The organism is Methylobacterium variabile (genome assembly GCF_001043975.1).
Taxonomy (GTDB): domain Bacteria; phylum Pseudomonadota; class Alphaproteobacteria; order Rhizobiales; family Beijerinckiaceae; genus Methylobacterium; species Methylobacterium variabile.
The window spans coordinates 24,974-40,541 of the sequence record NZ_LABY01000020.1; the positions used below are offsets into that span (position 1 = coordinate 24,974).

Sequence of the window (15,568 nt, forward strand, 5' to 3'; positions counted from 1 at the left end):
AGCGTCAGGCCGGCTCCAACCGCAGGCCGTCCCCCGGCCGCACCTCGCCCCCCGCAATCACCTCCGCGTAAACCCCGCAATCGGCGTGGCCGAGGTTCTTCTGCAAAGCGGCGGGAATCGCGAGGTCGCGCTCGCCCGTCGCCGGATCGACGTTGGTGGCCGCGCAGCGCACGATGCGCTTCGTCACCTTCAGGCGCAGGCCGCCCTCGGTCGTGAGCGTCGCGCCGACGAGGTCGAGCTCGGCGAAGGCCGGCAGGCCCGTCACGTGCAGGTTGCCGCGGAAGCGCAGGGGATCGACCGGCGCCCCGACCATGTCCTCGACCGCCGCCACGCTCGCCAGGTTGATGAGCGACACGAAGCCGCTGCGCGAGTCGGTGAAGCGGTAGCCCTCGGGCGCGGCCAGCACCTTCGGCGGGCCGCGCAGCTCCTTCGGGATGTGGCGGCGGAAGAACGCCTCGATGGAAAGCCGCCCCTCCCGGGTGCCGAGGTCGCCGCGCGCCACCTCGCGGTCGCCCTCGCGGATCGTCAGCACGCCGGTGGCGTCGTCGTAGGACGTCGAGAGGCGCGCCAGGGCCTCGTTGCGCATCAGCATCAGGTACTTGATCTTGGGCTGATGCACCGGGGCGGCGGGGTCGAAGCCGCTCGGGCCGTTTTCGACGGCGAACAGCCGATCGCCCGGGAAGTAGCCGCCCGCCGCGAGCGCGGCCGAGGCCAGGGGCTCGGGGGAGAGGCCCTTCACGGGGTAGCGGTGAAGGGCGGTGACCTGAAGGGCGGCGGTCGTCATGGCCCGTGGGTAGCCGAAATCGCACCCGCTGGAAATCGGGCCGCGGCGCCCTGCGGCCAAGCCATCGCCGGGCCGCATGCCCCACGCCCGCAAATCGCGGCCCCGGCCCCTTGTGTTACCGATATGTCACACCACATGGGGAGGGCCGGCGGCTTCCTGGAAGGGCCGGCGCCCGGCGCGCGGCCGACGCGCGAGGGCACCTTTCGGTCCCCCGTCGCCTTGTCAGAGGGCGGGAGGACCGGCCGAGGAGGAGCGAACGCATGAATTTCGAGAAATACACCGAGCGGGCGCGGGGCTTCGTGCAGGCGGCGCAGGCGCTGGCCCTGCGCGAGGGCCATCCGCAGCTGAGCCCCGCCCACGTGCTCAAGGTGCTGCTGGACGACCCCGAGGGCCTGTGTGCGGGCCTGATCGACCGCGCCGGCGGTCAGTCGCGGGTGGCCCTGGCCCAGACCGAAGCCTGGCTGTCCAAGCAGCCGAAGGTGTCGGGCGGCGCCTCGCAGCCGCAGGCGACCCGCGAGCTGATGCGCCTGTTCGACACCGCCGAGAAGGCCGCCGAGAAGGCCGGTGACTCCTACGTCACGGTGGAGCGCCTGCTGCTGGCGCTCGCCGTCGAGAAGGACTCGGACGCGGGCAGGATCCTGGCCTCGGCGGGCGTCACCGCGGCCTCGCTCAACGGCGCCATCAATGCGCTGCGCAAGGGCCGCACCGCCGACAACGCCACGGCCGAGAACGCCTACGACGCGCTGAAGAAGTACGCCCGCGACCTCACCGAGGCGGCCCGCGAGGGCAAGCTCGACCCGGTGATCGGCCGCGACGAGGAGATCCGCCGCACCATCCAGGTGCTGTCGCGGCGCACCAAGAACAACCCGGTTCTCATCGGCGAGCCCGGCGTCGGCAAGACCGCCATCGTCGAGGGCCTGGCGCTGCGCATCGTCAACGGCGACGTGCCGGAGAGCTTGCGCGACAAGCAGCTCCTCGCCCTCGACATGGGCGCGCTGATCGCCGGCGCGAAGTACCGCGGCGAGTTCGAGGAGCGGCTGAAGGGTGTCCTGTCGGAGGTGACCGCCGCGGAAGGCCAGATCGTGCTGTTCATCGACGAGATGCACACGCTGGTCGGGGCCGGCAAGGCGGACGGGGCGATGGACGCCTCGAACCTGCTCAAGCCCGCGCTCGCCCGCGGCGAATTGCACTGCGTCGGCGCGACCACGCTCGACGAGTACCGCAAGCACGTCGAGAAGGACGCGGCGCTCGCCCGGCGCTTCCAGCCGGTCTTCGTCTCGGAGCCGACCGTCGAGGACACGGTCTCGATCCTGCGCGGCATCAAGGAGAAGTACGAGCAGCACCACGGCGTGCGGATCCAGGACTCGGCGCTCGTCGCCGCCGCGACCCTGTCCAACCGCTACATCACCGACCGCTTCCTGCCCGACAAGGCGATCGACCTCGTCGACGAGGCGGCCTCGCGCCTGCGCATGCAGGTCGATTCGAAGCCGGAGGAACTCGACAGCATCGACCGTGAGATCGTGCGGCTGAAGATCGAGGCCGAGGCCCTGAAGAAGGAGACCGACGCCGCGTCCCGCGACCGGCTGGTGCGGCTGGAGAAGGAGCTCGGCGACCTCGAGGAGCAGTCGTCCGCGATCACCGCGCGCTGGAAGGCCGAGAAGGACAAGCTCGGCCGCGCGGCGGAGCTGAAGAAGAAGCTCGACGAGGCGAGAAACGACCTCGCGGCGGCGCAGCGCCAGGGCCAGTACCAGAAGGCGGGCGAGCTCGCCTACGGCATCATCCCGGGGCTCGAGCGCGAGCTGGCCGAGATCGAGGCGCGCGGCGCCGACGGGACGCGCGGCAACGGCTCGGGCATGATGGAGGAGGCGGTGACGCCGAGCCACATCGCCGGCGTGGTCTCGCGCTGGACCGGCGTGCCGGTGGACAAGATGCTGGAGGGCGAGCGCGAGAAGCTGCTCGGGATGGAGGCGGCGCTCGGCAAACGCGTCGTCGGCCAGCACGAGGCGGTGGTGGCGGTGGCGACCGCGGTGCGGCGCGCCCGCGCCGGGCTGCAGGACCCGAACCGGCCGATCGGCTCGTTCATGTTCCTCGGCCCGACCGGCGTCGGCAAGACCGAGCTGACCAAGGCGCTCGCCGGCTTCCTGTTCGACGACGACACCGCCCTCGTGCGCATCGACATGTCCGAGTACATGGAGAAGCACGCGGTGGCCCGCCTGATCGGCGCGCCTCCGGGTTATGTCGGCTACGAGGAGGGCGGTGCGCTGACGGAGGCCGTGCGGCGCCGGCCCTACCAGGTCGTGCTGTTCGACGAGATCGAGAAGGCGCATCCGGACGTGTTCAACGTCCTGCTGCAGGTTCTCGACGACGGGCGGCTCACCGACGGGCAGGGGCGGACGGTCGACTTCCGCAACACCCTGATCGTCATGACGTCGAACCTCGGCTCGGAGTACCTGGTCGCCCAGCCGGAGGGACAGGACACCGACGTGGTGCGCGACGACGTGATGAACGTGGTGCGGCACCATTTCCGGCCCGAGTTCCTGAACCGGGTGGACGAGATCATCCTCTTCCACCGGCTGCAGCGGCAGGAGATGGGGGCGATCGTCGACATCCAGCTCGGGCGCCTCGCCAGGCTGCTCGAGGACCGCAAGATCACCCTCGACATCGAGCCCGACGCCCGCGCCTGGCTCGCCGACAAGGGCTACGACTCCGCCTACGGCGCGCGACCCCTCAAGCGCGTGATCCAGAAGGCGGTGCAGGATCCGCTCGCCGAGCAGATCCTGGCCGGCAACGTCCATGACGGCGAGACGGTGCCGGTGCGCCTCGGACCCGCCGGGCTGTTCATCGGCGACCAGGCGGTCGCCACCGAGCGCCGGCCGGCGAACGCCCTGCTGAACTAAGCATCGATCGCCGAGGCGGTCACCGGTTCGGCGACGAGAGCGACGCCAGACACGCCGCTGAGCGGGGTTGCGCCGTGCAACCCCGCTCGGGCCCACCACCGCCCTCTCAGGGGCCCGCCTCCCTCGGGGAGGCGGGCCCCTTTCTCATGTCAGCTGGCGGGCCAGGTCGGCGAGGTCGGAGGCCGACACATCCACCGGCACCAGGGGCGCCGACTCGCCGGTGCCCGGGCCGCTCTCGTCGGGGCGGGCGATGTGGGCCGTGGCGAGGCCGCAGGCGGCGGCCGCCGCGAGGTCGGAGGAATGGGCCGCCACCATCATCACCTCGTCCGGCTGCAGCCGCAGCGCCTCGACGGCGCGCAGGTAGACGGCGGGCTTCGGCTTGTAGTCCTGGGCGAACTCGGCGCCGAGCACCGCGTCCCAGGGCAGGCGGTTGCGGCGGGCATGGGCGATGGCGAGCCGGACATGGGCGTTGGAGCAGGGCGCCAGCAGGTACCTGTCGCGCAGGGCGGCGAGGGCGTCGGGTATCTCGGGCCAGGCGTCGAGCCGGTGCCAGGCGAGGACCAGCTCGCGCCGGACCTCCGGCGGCACCGCCTCGCCGAGCCCCAGGTTGGCGAGCACGCCCTCCAGGCTCTCGCCGTGCAGGGTGTCGAGGTCGGCATAGGCCCGGGCGCCCTGGCGGATCGGCTCCATGCCGGGCTGGTAGCGGTCGCGCCAGGCTTGCGCGAAGGCGCCGCCGTCGAGGTCGGGCCGGAACGGCGCCAGGAGGCGGGACGCCTCGCGGGCGACGCCGCCGTGCCAGTCGAGCAGGGTGCCGAAGACGTCGAAGATCAGAGCCTGAATCGCCATGCGGGCCGCCTCCCGGGTTGGTCGTGCCGCTCCGGCTTATCGGTCCGGGCGCCGGCGCTTCAAGCCCATGGCCCCTGCAGCATCACCATCGGGTGAGCGGGCCCGCCCGAGGGCCCGGATCCGGCGGTCGTACACCATCTGTTAACGATGCCGTCAGAGCATGTGCCGCATGTCGACCAGCCGCAAATCACCACCGCACCCGAAGCACGCAACCGTAATGCGAAACACCATCCTGCGCGATGAGATGAATACCTTGCGTCAGAAGCTGCGCACTCGGCCGACGATGATCGAGGAGTGGGAGCAGGCAATGCAGCGCGACGATTCGGCCGAGCGGGCCGTGAACCGGCTGACACAGCTGAAGGCCAGCGGCAAGATGTGACGAAGACTTTTCGCGGACGCACGCAGGCGTCGCACCGGCGGGCTGGATTTCCCGCAAAAGTCACCGCAGGCGGCGAATGCGAGGCCTCGTGCCACCCGCGGATGACATGATCTGTCGAAGACTTGACATCGGACCGCGCCGTTCGGTCCGATGTCTGACAGAGACAGGCTTCGGTCGGCCGCGGCTCAGCGCCGGCGCACGAAGCCGACGATGTCCTTGACGGCGGCGATATTGGGAGCGGCGATCGCCTCGGCCCGGGCGGCGCCATCGGCCAGCACCGCGTCGATATGGCTGGGATCGGCGACGAGACGCTTCATCTCGGCGCCGACCGGCCCGAGCTTGGCCACCGCGAGGTCGACGAGCGCGCCCTTGAAGGCCGAGAACTGGGCGCCGCCGTAGTCGCGCAGCACGTCCTCGCGGCTCGCGTCGCTGAGCGCCGCGAAGATGCCGACGAGGTTGTCGGCCTCGGGCCGCTTCTCGAGGCCGGCGATCTCCGAGGGCAGGGGCTCGGCGTCGGTCTTGGCCTTGCGCACCTTCTGGGCGATGGCGTCGGCATCGTCGGTCAGGTTGATGCGCGAGTAGTCGGAGGGATCCGACTTCGACATCTTCTTGGTGCCGTCGCGCAGGCTCATCACCCGGGCGGCGGGCCCGCCGATCAGCGGCTCGGTGAGGGGGAAGAACGCCTCGCCGTGGCCCTGCTCACGAATCGCGCCCGCGAAGTCGTTGTTGAACTTCTGGGCGATGTCGCGGGTCAGCTCGAGGTGCTGCTTCTGGTCCTCGCCCACCGGCACGCGGGTGGCGCGGTAGGCCAGGATGTCGGCCGCCATCAGGACAGGATAGTCGTAGAGGCCGACGCTCGCGTTCTCGCGGTCCTTGCCGGCCTTCTCCTTGAACTGCGTCATGCGGTTGAGCCAGCCGAGACGGGCGACGCAGTTGAAGATCCAGGCGAGCTCGGCGTGCTGCGGCACCTGGCTCTGGTTGAACACCACCGAGCGCGCCGGATCGATGCCCGCCGCCAGGAAGGCCGCGGTGACCTCGCGGATCTGCCGCGTCAGCTCGGCCGGGTCCTGCCAGACCGTGACGGCGTGCAGGTCGACCACGCAGTACAGGCACTCGAACTGCGCCTGCATGGCGACGAAGCGCTTGATCGCGCCGAGATAGTTGCCGAGGTGCAGGTTTCCGGTCGGCTGGACGCCGGAGAAGACCAGTTCCTTGAACGCGGGCATCGTGGTGTCGTCGTCCCCTGCCGAGGGCCGTGACGGTCCCGCGGGCGCGGCGTTCTGGACCGTTCCGGGAGGGGGGTCAAGCGCGAGGGATCAGGGGTGAAGCGCGGCCGTTTCCCGCGGCACGCGCGACCCGGTCCGGGCCTGCCCGGTGGGGCAGAGATCGAGCACGGCGCAGGTCCCGCAGGCCGGGTTGCGATGGAAGCAGCAGCGCTGCCCGTGCAGCATCAGCACCTCGTGGTTGTCGTAGAGGGCTTGCGCGTCCCAGTCCGCCGGCAGCTGCGCGCGGAGGATGGCGTGCGCGGGCCCGACATCGACCTTCGGGCCGATCAGCCCGGTGCGCTGGGCGACGCGGTGATGGTGGCTGTCGACGGGCAGCGCCGGCATCCGGAGCGCGCTGAACGACAGCACCGCCGCGCTGGTCTTCGGCCCGATCCCGGGGATCGCCTCGAGCCAGGCCCGGGCCTCCGGCACCGGCATCTCGCGCAGGAAGCCGAGATCGAGGCTCCCGGCGCGCTCCCGCACCGCGCGCAGCACCGCCTGGATCCGCGGCGCCTTCAGCTCCGGCCAGGTCACCCCGGCGATCAGCGCCTGGACCTCCTCGGTCGGCGCCGTGACGAGCGAGTCCCAGTCGTTGAAGCGCGCCCGCAGGGCCTTGAAGGCGCGGCCCGAGTCGGCGTTGCGGGTGCGGTGAGAGAGGAGCGAGGAGATCAGCTCGCTCACCGGGTCGAGGTCGTGGAAGTAGGGAATCGGGCAGTGATAGACCCCGCACAGGCGGCGGTGGATGGCGAGGGCCTTCTCGGCGAGGTCGGCGGGCGCGGGGCTCATGACGACGAGAATCCCCGGCGCCCCGCTCCCGTTCCGGGTGCGGCACCACGTCCCGGATGACGGGGCCTATGCTTGCTCCGACTTGGGCAGCGCCGCCCCGGTCTCGTCCTTCTTGCGCTCGTGGCGCAGCAGCAGCGGGGTCTGGGCCAGCGCGAACGCAATGGTGAGCGGCATGATGCCGAACACCTTGAAGCCGACCCAGAAATCCGTGGTCTGCGTGCGCCAGACCACCTCGTTCAGCGCCGCCAGCACGAAGAAGAACAGCCCCCAGCGGAAGGTGAGCTTGCGCCAGCCCTCCTGGGTCAGGTCGAACACGCTGTCGAGGACGAGCGCCAGCAGCGGCCGGCCGAAGGCGAGGCCGCCGAGCAGCACCGCCCCGAACAGGCTGTTCACGATCGTGGGCTTGAGCTTGATGAACAGCTCGTCCTGCAGGACCAGGGTGAGGCCGCCGAACACCACCACGACGGCACCGGAGACGAGCGGCATGATCGGCAGCCGCCGCACCCAGGCGTAGTGGACCGCCAGCGCCGCCAGGGTCGCGGCGATGAACAGGCCGGTCGCCACGAACAGGCGCTGGTCGGCGGCGAACCCGAGCCGGTCGCCGTAGGCGTTGCCGAGGAAGAACACCCCGAGCGGTCCCAGCTCCAGGGCGAGCTTGGCGAGGGGGGGCAGGTGGACCTGCGGCGGGACGGCTTCGATCTGCATGGGGCGGGGGCGACGCTCCTCTCGACGCGCGTGCGGTCGGCTCACGGTACAGGTGGACCCGCGCGGCGCCTCGCGCAACGGCACGCGAGGCCATAGACCGCCGCGGCCGATCGATCCATCCCCGGCCCTTGCCCCGGACCGTTACCTCGCACCCTTGCCCCGGGGCCGTCGCCGGTCATCCGCCGCGGCCGACCCCGAACGCCTACCGGGCCTCCGCCTCGGTCCGGAGCGCGGCGGTGCGGCGGCGCTCGCAGGCGACCTTCAGGTAGGTCTCGCGCCCGCGCAGGAAGCCGCTCTGCGCCGCCAGGGTCTCGCCCTGCATCAGGCAGGCCGTCGGCGTGGGCGCCGGAGCGACCGCCACGTCGAGAGCCGTCTCGCGCGAGCAATCCGGTGCCGCCAGGGTGCTGGCGCAGACCAGCGCGACGGTGAGAAAATCCGCCATGCCACCTCCACCGGCCGCTCGCGATCCGAGTCAGGCGGAGATCCGGGACCGGACGGACGCTCGCGCCGCGCTGACGGGCGAGACGGGAGCGATTCGCGTGCCAGGATTGGACGAAGGTCGAAGGCTGCGACCTCATGTTGCAGCGCAGCAACGACCCCGCGTGCCGGCCTCGCGCCGCCTCAGCGCAGGTCGTTCCACCAGCCGGCGAAGCTCTGCCGGGGGAGGGCGTCTTGCCCCCCTTCCTCCCGCCCGAGGCGCCGGAACTCGCTCGGCGAGAGGCCGTAGGCCACCTTGAAGGCGCGGCTGCAATCGGACTCGCTCGAGAAGCCGCAGCGATAGGCGAGATCCGCGATCCGGCCGCCCTCGTCCGGCTGCGCCAGCAGGGTTCGCAGCTGCGCCAGCCGACGGGTCCGGATGTAGCGGGCGACGCCGCCGCTCGGCTCGAAGGCGCGGTAGAGCACGGAGCGCGACACGCCGATGCCCTTGGCCACCGCGTCCGGCGTGGCCGCCGGGTGGGCGTCGATGTACTGGCGCGCCCGCCGGCGGCAGGCGGCGGAGGTCGCCGTCTGCACCGCCTCCGCCCCTTGCGGGTCGTGGCCCGAGAGGGCGAGGCCGAGGAGTTCCGAGGTGACCCGCGCGAGGCGCTGGCGGTCGCCCGGCCCGTGGAGGTGCAGGTCGCCGAGGAGCGAGCCGAGAAAGCCGGCGAGGAGGCGGGACCGGTCCTGCGGCAGGACGGCGCCGTGCAGCCGCCCGGTTTCGGGCATGGCCGCCTCGACCTCGCCGCGGGGAACCGACAGCGTGAGCACGCGGGCCGAGGCCGCGCGCGTCTCCATCGGCCGGTTCATGTCGATGAGGGCGATCTCCCCGGGCCCGGCGGTCCGGACGCCCCCGGGCGTGCCGACCGCCAGGGCGCCGTCGAGGACGAGCTGCGCCGTGAAGTGGTCGAAGCCGTCGCGGACGACCCGCCGGGGCGAGCGGACGTGGGCGACCCCCTGCATCCGCCGGTCGAACAGGATCATGCCGTGGAGGCGCTGGGCCGTGACCTCGACCGCGAAGGCGCCGTCGAGCCGCACCACATCCGCCACCATCGCGTAGAGGTCGTGATACGCGCCGAACCCGTCCTGCCCGGACGGAGCGGCGGCACAGGTCGAGAACCGCAGGCCCGCCTCGCGGCGGGACCTGGCTACTTCCTCAGGCATAGCTCACTCGATCGTCTTGTCACACCAAGGCGTTAAGGCGAGAAGACCGCGACAGGCAAGAACGAAAGCGCCTCCGTTCCCCGCCGGCTCCGACGCCCCAGCGTTGCGCCTCGCCCCGCTCGAGGACGGCGCCGGCCCGGATGTCCGTGCGGCGCCAGGCCGGGGTGCTGACGGAGTGCCGGACGCGACCTCGTCTCGATTTCTCGACCAGCCGTCCCGGGTTTCCGCTGCGGGGTCGACGACGACGACAGCTGCGGGTTGGATCGCATGCGCCGCTCATCGTCTGAGAAAACCGACACGTCCATGGACGAGCTGACCTACGCCATCGGCGACTTGCACGGTTGCGCGGAGGCGCTCGAGAGCCTGCTCGACCGGATCGAGGCGCACGGCGCGGGCCGGCGGCGGCTGGTCTTCCTCGGCGACTACATCGACAAGGGCTCCGAGAGCGCCCGGGTGATCGGCATCCTCAGGCGGCTCCAGGCGCAGGACCCCGACGCGATCGTGTGCCTGATGGGCAACCGGGAATCGGCCCTGCTGCGGGCCGTGCACGACCCGCGCCGGGCCGAGGAGTGGATCAGGACCGGGGGCCGCCGGACCCTCGAATCCTACGGCGTCGCGCGCGCCGCGGACCTTCCGGCGCCGGAGCTGGGCTGGATCGCCGGGCTGAAGACCGTGCACGAGGACGCCCTGCGCTACTACGTCCACGCGGGCTTCCGGCCGGGCCGTCCCGGCATCGATCCGAGCGTGAAGGCCCGCCTGTGGATCCGCGAGCCGTTCCTGTCCGCCGAGTACGATTTCGGCAAGCACGTCGTCCACGGGCACACGCCGTGCAGCACGGGCACCCCGGACATCCACCGGTACCGCACCAACCTCGACACCGACGTGGTGCGGACCGGCCGCCTGACGGCCGCCGTCTTCGACCGGATCCACCCCGGCCCGATCGCGTTCCTGCAGTCGCAGCGCGCCTGATCCGCGCGTTCGCCGGAAACGGAACAGGAACGGGCGGGCCGGATTTTGCGCCTTGACGCAGGCACGCCCAGAGGCTCTAAAGACCCGCCCGTCGTCGGGCAGCTCGTGTTTGCGTTTCAAGGGCTTGCAGGCCCTCGCCGGTGTAGCACAGCGGTAGTGCAGCGGTTTTGTAAACCGAAGGTCGGGGGTTCGATCCCCTCCGCCGGCACCAGCCATCCCGGACCGACCAGTACGAGCCCCGACGTGGCGAGCCCGAGACGTCGAGGCCCGCTCAGCGGCAGTCCGTCACGCGAGGCGCCGGGCGGCACGGATCCTGCCAAGGCGATGGCCGGGGGCGCGAGCACGAGGTAGATCATCAGCATGACCGCACTCCCCAAGGTGGCCTTCATCGGCACCGGCGGCACGATCTCGTCGGTGGGCCGGGACGGCCTGGACATTCTCGACTACACCGCCAGCGGTGAGCGCCTGGAGGCGGAGGAGATCCTCGCGCGGGTGCCGGAGGTCCGCGCGGTGGCCGAGGTGGTGCCGGTGCGCTACCGGGCGGTGACGAGCCCGGGCATCGGCTTCTCCGACTGGCGGAGGCTGGTCCTGCTCTGCGAGCAGCTGGCGGCGGAGCATCCGGACCTCGCCGGCATCGTGATCGGGCACGGCACCGCCACCCTGGAGGAGACCGCCTACGCGCTCGGCCTCACCCTGACCGTCGACCTGCCGGTGGTGCTGGTCGGCTCGCAGCGGCCGATCAGCGCCCTGTCGAGCGATGCGGGCCTCAACCTCGTCGCCGCCCTGCGCACGGCGGCGGCGCCGGCCTCCCGCGGGCGGGGCGTGCTGGTGGTGCTCAACGACGAGATCCAGGCCGCCCGCGAGGTGACCAAGACCTCGGTCGCCCGGCTCCAGACCTTCCGGACGCCGGATTTCGGCGTGCTCGGCCAGGTCGACGGCCCGCACGTGCGCTACTACCGCCGGCCGGAGCGCCGCCACGCCCCCGGCACGCCGTTCGACATCCGCGCCCTCGACGCCCTGCCGCGGGTCGACATCTCCTACGCCTACGCGGATGCCGACGGCACGGCGGTGCGGGCCTTCGTGGCGGCGGGCGCCCGCGGCCTCGTCTCGGCGGGGCTCGCCCCCGGCATGACCCCGCCGGCCGAGGCCGACGCCCTGGGGAGGGCCGTCGCCGCCGGCGTGACGGTGGTGCAGTCGACCCGGGCCGGCAGCGGGGCGGTGCCGGAGACCACCCGGCTCGCCGAGCTCGGCATCCTGAGCGCCGACAACCTCACGCCGCAGAAGGCCCGCATCCTGCTGGCCCTCGCCCTCACGGTGACCCGCGACCCCGCCGCCCTGGCGGAGATCTTCGCCACCTACTGACGCCGGGCCGGGGCGCTTCGAGGTGGGAAGCGGCCGGTTTCGCGGCGAAAACCTGCGACAGGCCCGGGACATCGGCGGACGAAGCGTTGGCTTGCCCCCGCAAGTCGGCTTAGGGTTCCCTTGCCGGACCTGGCGACTGCCCCCGCGGGTCGGTCCGGCGGCAGGTCGGGCCGGCGCAGTCTGAACACCTCCGTCGAGGCCCGGCCTGCTCGCGAGGGGAGGGAGCCGCCGCATGGTGCGCCTGAACGAGATCCGGGCTGGCGAGGTCGCGGTGGAGGCGCCGAGCCCGACGGATGCCGGGCTCGTCTTCATCGGCCGCATCCGCACCCCCTGGACCGACCGCCTCGGCTGCCCGCGCCAGGGCCGGGCGGACGGGCCGGCCTGCCGGATCGAGGTGTTTCCCCCCTGGCGCGAGGCCCTGGACGGCGTCGCGCTCTACGAGCGCCTCGAGGTGCTCTACTGGCTCGACCGCTCCCGGCGGGACCTGGTGCGCCAGAGCCCGGCCAACGACGGCACCACCCGGGGCACCTTCTCGCTGCGCTCGCCGGTGCGGCCTAACCCGATCGGCACGAGCATCGTCACGCTGATCGGGGTCGAGGAGGGCGTGCTGCACGTGCGCGGCCTCGACTGCCTCGACGGGACGCCGCTCCTCGACATCAAGCCCGACCGCCGGCTGTTCACCCCCCTGGCGCCCCCCCAGCCCGGGGACGCGGAGATCGGGACCGAGGCGTGAGGGCGGCGGCTGCCCTCGTCCTCCTGCTGGCTCTCCTCGGGGGCCCGGCCCGGGCCGGAGAGGCGCCGGAGGGGGCGACGCCTCTCCCGATGCAGGAAGTCGCCCCCGGGATCTTTGTCTACGCGGCGCCCTACGCCCTCGCCGGGCGCGGCAATGCCGGCGCCATCGCCAATGTCGGCTTCGTCATCGGCCGCGACGCGGTCGCGGTGATCGACACAGGCGGCAGCCTGCGGGCGGGGCAGCGCCTCCTCGCGGCGCTCCGGCAGCGCACCGCCCTGCCGGTGCGCTACGTCATCAACACCCACGTCCATCCCGACCACGTGCTCGGCAACGCCGCCTTCGCCGGGGAGGGGACGACCTTCGTCGGTCACCAGGCCCTGCCGGAGGCCCTGGCGGCGCGGGCGGAAGGATACCTGCGGGCCAATGCCGACCTCATCGGCCCAGACTTCGCAGGTACCCGCATCGTGCCCCCGACGCGGCTGGTCTCGGACACCCTCGGCCTCGACCTCGGCGGGCGGGTGCTGCACCTCGAGGCCTGGCCGACCGCCCACACCAACAGCGACCTGACGGTGCGCGACGAGGCGACCGACACCTGGTTCCTCGGCGACCTGCTGTTCGTCGGCCACGTGCCGGCCCTCGACGGGCGGCTCTCCGGCTGGATCGCGGTGCTGCGCCGGCTCGGCGCGCGGCCCGCCGCCCGGGTCGTGCCCGGCCACGGCCCCGCCGCCGTCCCGTGGCCGGCCGCCGCAGGCCCGATCGCCCGCTACCTCGCGGACCTCGAGATGCAGGTCCGGGCGATGGTGCGAGACGGGACGCCGATCGGGGAGGCCGGCCGCGCCGCCGCCGGCGCGGCGCGGGACTGGGCCCTGTTCGACGACTTCAATCCCCGCAACGCCACCGCCGCCTACCAGGAGCTGGAGTGGGAGTAGCCGGCGCCCCACGATTCCGCCGCGACCCGCGAAGCTCTCTTGCCGCCCCGCGAATGCCGCCCTACACATCCGGTTGATGTTGCATAGCACAATTTTCATGTTGCTCTGCAACGCACAGGGCGATGTATACCTTAGTTATGAATTTCGCGGTCCGAAGTCGCGGGCCTGCGGCGGGTTGGTGTGTTGACGGCGTCCTATTTTCTCTTAGAGTTCCTTCAAGCTTCGGTTTCAACGGTGCCGCCAGGGGAAGGCGGTGTTCGGTTCGCAGACACGGCAAGGCCCGCCCGGGCCCCTCTCGCGCCAGGTTCGCTGGCAGCCGGTTGTGACACGCTGCCGAAGCCATCGACGTCCCCAAACGCAAACAACAGGAATCGGTCCGTTGCGTCCCGTCCGGGGCGGGCGGCGGAATGCACCTGTCGGAGGAATCCATGAGAGCGGTCCATCTCCTTGCGGTGAGTGCAGGCATTCTCGGCGTCGTCCCGGCCCTGACCTCGGCCCTCGCCAATGACGACGTGCTGAAGCGTTCGGCCAATCCGGCCGAGCAGGTCCTGCAGACCGTCGACTACGCCAACACGCGCTACTCGAAGCTCGACCAGATCAACACGGGCAACGTCAACAAGCTGCAGGTGGCCTGGACCTTCTCGACCGGCGTGCTGCGCGGCCACGAGGGCGCCCCGCTGGTGGTCGGCGACGTGATGTTCGTGCATACGCCGTTCCCGAACATCGTCTACGCGCTCGACCTCAACCAGGATGGCAAGATCATCTGGAAGTACGAGCCGAAGCAGGACCCGAACGTCATCCCGGTGATGTGCTGCGACACGGTGAACCGCGGCCTCGCCTATGCCGACGGTGCGGTCATCCTGCACCAGGCCGACACCACCATCGTGTCGCTCGACGCCAAGACCGGCAAGGTGAACTGGTCGGTGCAGAACGGCGATCCGAAGATCGGCGAGACCAACACCGCCACCGTGATGCCGGTGAAGGACAAGCTGATCGTCGGCATCTCGGGCGCCGAGTACGGCATCCGCGGCCACATCACCGCCTACGACCTCAAGACCGGCAAGCAGGCTTGGCGCGCCTACAACGTCGGCCCCGACGCCGAGATGAAGATCGATCCGGAGAAGACCACCGAGCTCGGCAAGCCTGTCGGCAAGGACTCGTCGATCAAGACCTGGGAAGGCGACCAGTGGAAGACCGGCGGCGCCTCGACCTGGGGCTGGTACTCCTACGACCCGAAGCTGAACCTGGTCTATTACGGCACCGGCAACCCCTCGACCTGGAACCCGAAGCAGCGCCCGGGCGACAACAAGTGGTCGATGACGATCTTCGCCCGTGACGCCGACACCGGCATGGCGAAGTGGGTCTACCAGATGACCCCCCACGACGAGTGGGACTACGACGGCATCAACGAGATGATCCTCACGGATCAGAAGGTCGACGGCAAGGAGCGGCCGCTCCTGACCCACTTCGACCGCAACGGCTTCGGCTACACCCTCGACCGGGCCACCGGCGAGCTGCTGGTGGCGGAGAAGTTCGACCCGGTGGTGAACTGGGCCACCAAGGTCGACATGGACAAGTCCTCGAAGACCTACGGCCGGCCGCTCGTGGTCGCCAAGTACTCGACCGACCAGAACGGCGAGGACACCAACTCGAAGGGCATCTGCCCGGCGGCGCTCGGCACCAAGGACCAGCAGCCGGCGGCCTACTCGCCCAAGACCGGCCTGTTCTACGTGCCGACCAACCACGTCTGCATGGATTACGAGCCGTTCCGGGTGAGCTACACCCCGGGCCAGCCCTATGTCGGCGCGACCCTGTCGATGTACCCGGCGCCCAACAGCCACGGCGGCATGGGCAACTTCATCGCCTGGGACAACCTCGCCGGCAAGATCAAGTGGTCGAACCCCGAGCAGTTCTCGGTCTGGTCCGGGGCGCTGGCCACCGCCGGCGACGTGGTCTTCTACGGCACGCTGGAAGGCTACCTGAAGGCGGTCGACGCCAAGACGGGCAAGGAACTCTACAAGTTCAAGACCCCGTCGGGCATCATCGGCAACGTGATGACCTACCAGCACAAGGGCAAGCAGCACATCGCCGTCCTGTCGGGCGTCGGCGGCTGGGCGGGCATCGGTCTGGCCGCCGGCCTCACCGACCCGAATGCCGGCCTCGGCGCGGTCGGCGGCTACGCGGCCCTGTCGAACTACACCAACCTCGGCGGCCAGCTGACGATCTTCAACCTGCCGAACTGACCGGCCGCGGACCGCGACGCACGAAGGAG

14 protein-coding genes and 1 tRNA gene are annotated in these 15,568 nt (G+C 71.3%); 8 read left to right on the forward strand and 7 right to left on the reverse strand.

Going from position 1 to position 15,568, the window contains the following annotated elements; genetic code table 11:
- Nucleotides 1-4: 4 nt before the first annotated feature.
- Nucleotides 5-784, reverse strand: coding sequence for an MOSC domain-containing protein (locus tag VQ02_RS03210; RefSeq protein ID WP_048442715.1), 780 nt, complete (start codon nt 782-784; stop codon nt 5-7).
- Between the two features lie 260 nt (nt 785-1,044).
- Between VQ02_RS03210 and clpB the strand changes: the two genes are divergently transcribed.
- Nucleotides 1,045-3,681, forward strand: a complete 2,637-nt coding sequence (gene clpB / locus VQ02_RS03215) for an ATP-dependent chaperone ClpB (RefSeq protein ID WP_048442716.1) — start codon at nt 1,045-1,047, stop codon at nt 3,679-3,681.
- 144 nt (nt 3,682-3,825) lie between these two features.
- On the opposite strand, the gene VQ02_RS03220 is transcribed toward clpB, so the two are convergent.
- Entirely contained in the window at nt 3,826-4,527 is a 702-nt protein-coding gene (locus tag VQ02_RS03220) for a haloacid dehalogenase type II (protein WP_048442717.1), read from the reverse strand.
- Nucleotides 4,528-4,696: 169 nt separating this feature from the next.
- Here VQ02_RS03220 and VQ02_RS36675 point away from each other — a divergent pair, with 169 nt between their 5' ends.
- A complete protein-coding gene (locus tag VQ02_RS36675; protein WP_157080471.1) occupies nt 4,697-4,906 on the forward strand; it encodes a hypothetical protein in 210 nt (69 codons plus the stop codon).
- 185 nt (nt 4,907-5,091) lie between these two features.
- Here the strand turns inward: VQ02_RS36675 and trpS are convergent, their stop codons facing one another.
- From trpS to VQ02_RS03245, 5 genes are all read right to left on the reverse strand, one after another.
- A complete protein-coding gene (gene trpS, locus VQ02_RS03225) occupies nt 5,092-6,132 on the reverse strand; it encodes a tryptophan--tRNA ligase (protein WP_048442718.1) in 1,041 nt (346 codons plus the stop codon).
- A 90-nt stretch (nt 6,133-6,222) separates the two neighbouring features.
- Nucleotides 6,223-6,957 carry an endonuclease III domain-containing protein gene (locus VQ02_RS03230; protein ID WP_048442719.1) on the reverse strand — a complete coding sequence of 245 codons (735 nt, stop codon included), beginning with the start codon at nt 6,955-6,957 and terminating at the stop codon, nt 6,223-6,225.
- Between the two features lie 66 nt (nt 6,958-7,023).
- Complete coding sequence (locus tag VQ02_RS03235) at nt 7,024-7,662, reverse strand: septation protein A (RefSeq protein WP_048442720.1); 639 nt, start codon at nt 7,660-7,662, stop codon at nt 7,024-7,026.
- A gap of 202 nt (nt 7,663-7,864) precedes the next feature.
- A complete protein-coding gene (locus VQ02_RS03240) occupies nt 7,865-8,104 on the reverse strand; it encodes a hypothetical protein (protein WP_048442721.1) in 240 nt (79 codons plus the stop codon).
- 179 nt (nt 8,105-8,283) lie between these two features.
- Complete coding sequence (locus VQ02_RS03245; protein WP_053080190.1) at nt 8,284-9,303, reverse strand: helix-turn-helix domain-containing protein; 1,020 nt, start codon at nt 9,301-9,303, stop codon at nt 8,284-8,286.
- Nucleotides 9,304-9,606: 303 nt separating this feature from the next.
- On the opposite strand from VQ02_RS03245, the gene VQ02_RS03250 reads away from it, so the two are divergent.
- From VQ02_RS03250 to xoxF5, 6 genes are all read left to right on the forward strand, one after another.
- Nucleotides 9,607-10,272 carry a metallophosphoesterase family protein gene (locus VQ02_RS03250; protein WP_048442722.1) on the forward strand — a complete coding sequence of 222 codons (666 nt, stop codon included), beginning with the start codon at nt 9,607-9,609 and terminating at the stop codon, nt 10,270-10,272.
- Nucleotides 10,273-10,408: 136 nt separating this feature from the next.
- Nucleotides 10,409-10,483: transfer RNA gene (locus VQ02_RS03255), tRNA-Thr, on the forward strand.
- 149 nt (nt 10,484-10,632) lie between these two features.
- On the forward strand, nt 10,633-11,634 hold the full coding sequence (locus tag VQ02_RS03260) for an asparaginase (protein WP_048442723.1): 1,002 nt from the start codon (nt 10,633-10,635) through the stop codon (nt 11,632-11,634).
- Nucleotides 11,635-11,866: 232 nt separating this feature from the next.
- A complete protein-coding gene (gene tsaA / locus VQ02_RS03265) occupies nt 11,867-12,367 on the forward strand; it encodes a tRNA (N6-threonylcarbamoyladenosine(37)-N6)-methyltransferase TrmO (RefSeq protein ID WP_048442724.1) in 501 nt (166 codons plus the stop codon).
- A complete protein-coding gene (locus VQ02_RS03270; protein ID WP_425339878.1) occupies nt 12,364-13,296 on the forward strand; it encodes a quinoprotein relay system zinc metallohydrolase 2 in 933 nt (310 codons plus the stop codon). The genes tsaA and VQ02_RS03270 overlap by 4 nt, the downstream gene beginning before the upstream one ends.
- A 428-nt stretch (nt 13,297-13,724) precedes the next feature.
- A complete protein-coding gene (gene xoxF5 / locus VQ02_RS03275) occupies nt 13,725-15,539 on the forward strand; it encodes a lanthanide-dependent methanol dehydrogenase XoxF5 (RefSeq protein ID WP_048442725.1) in 1,815 nt (604 codons plus the stop codon).
- Nucleotides 15,540-15,568: the final 29 nt, after the last annotated feature.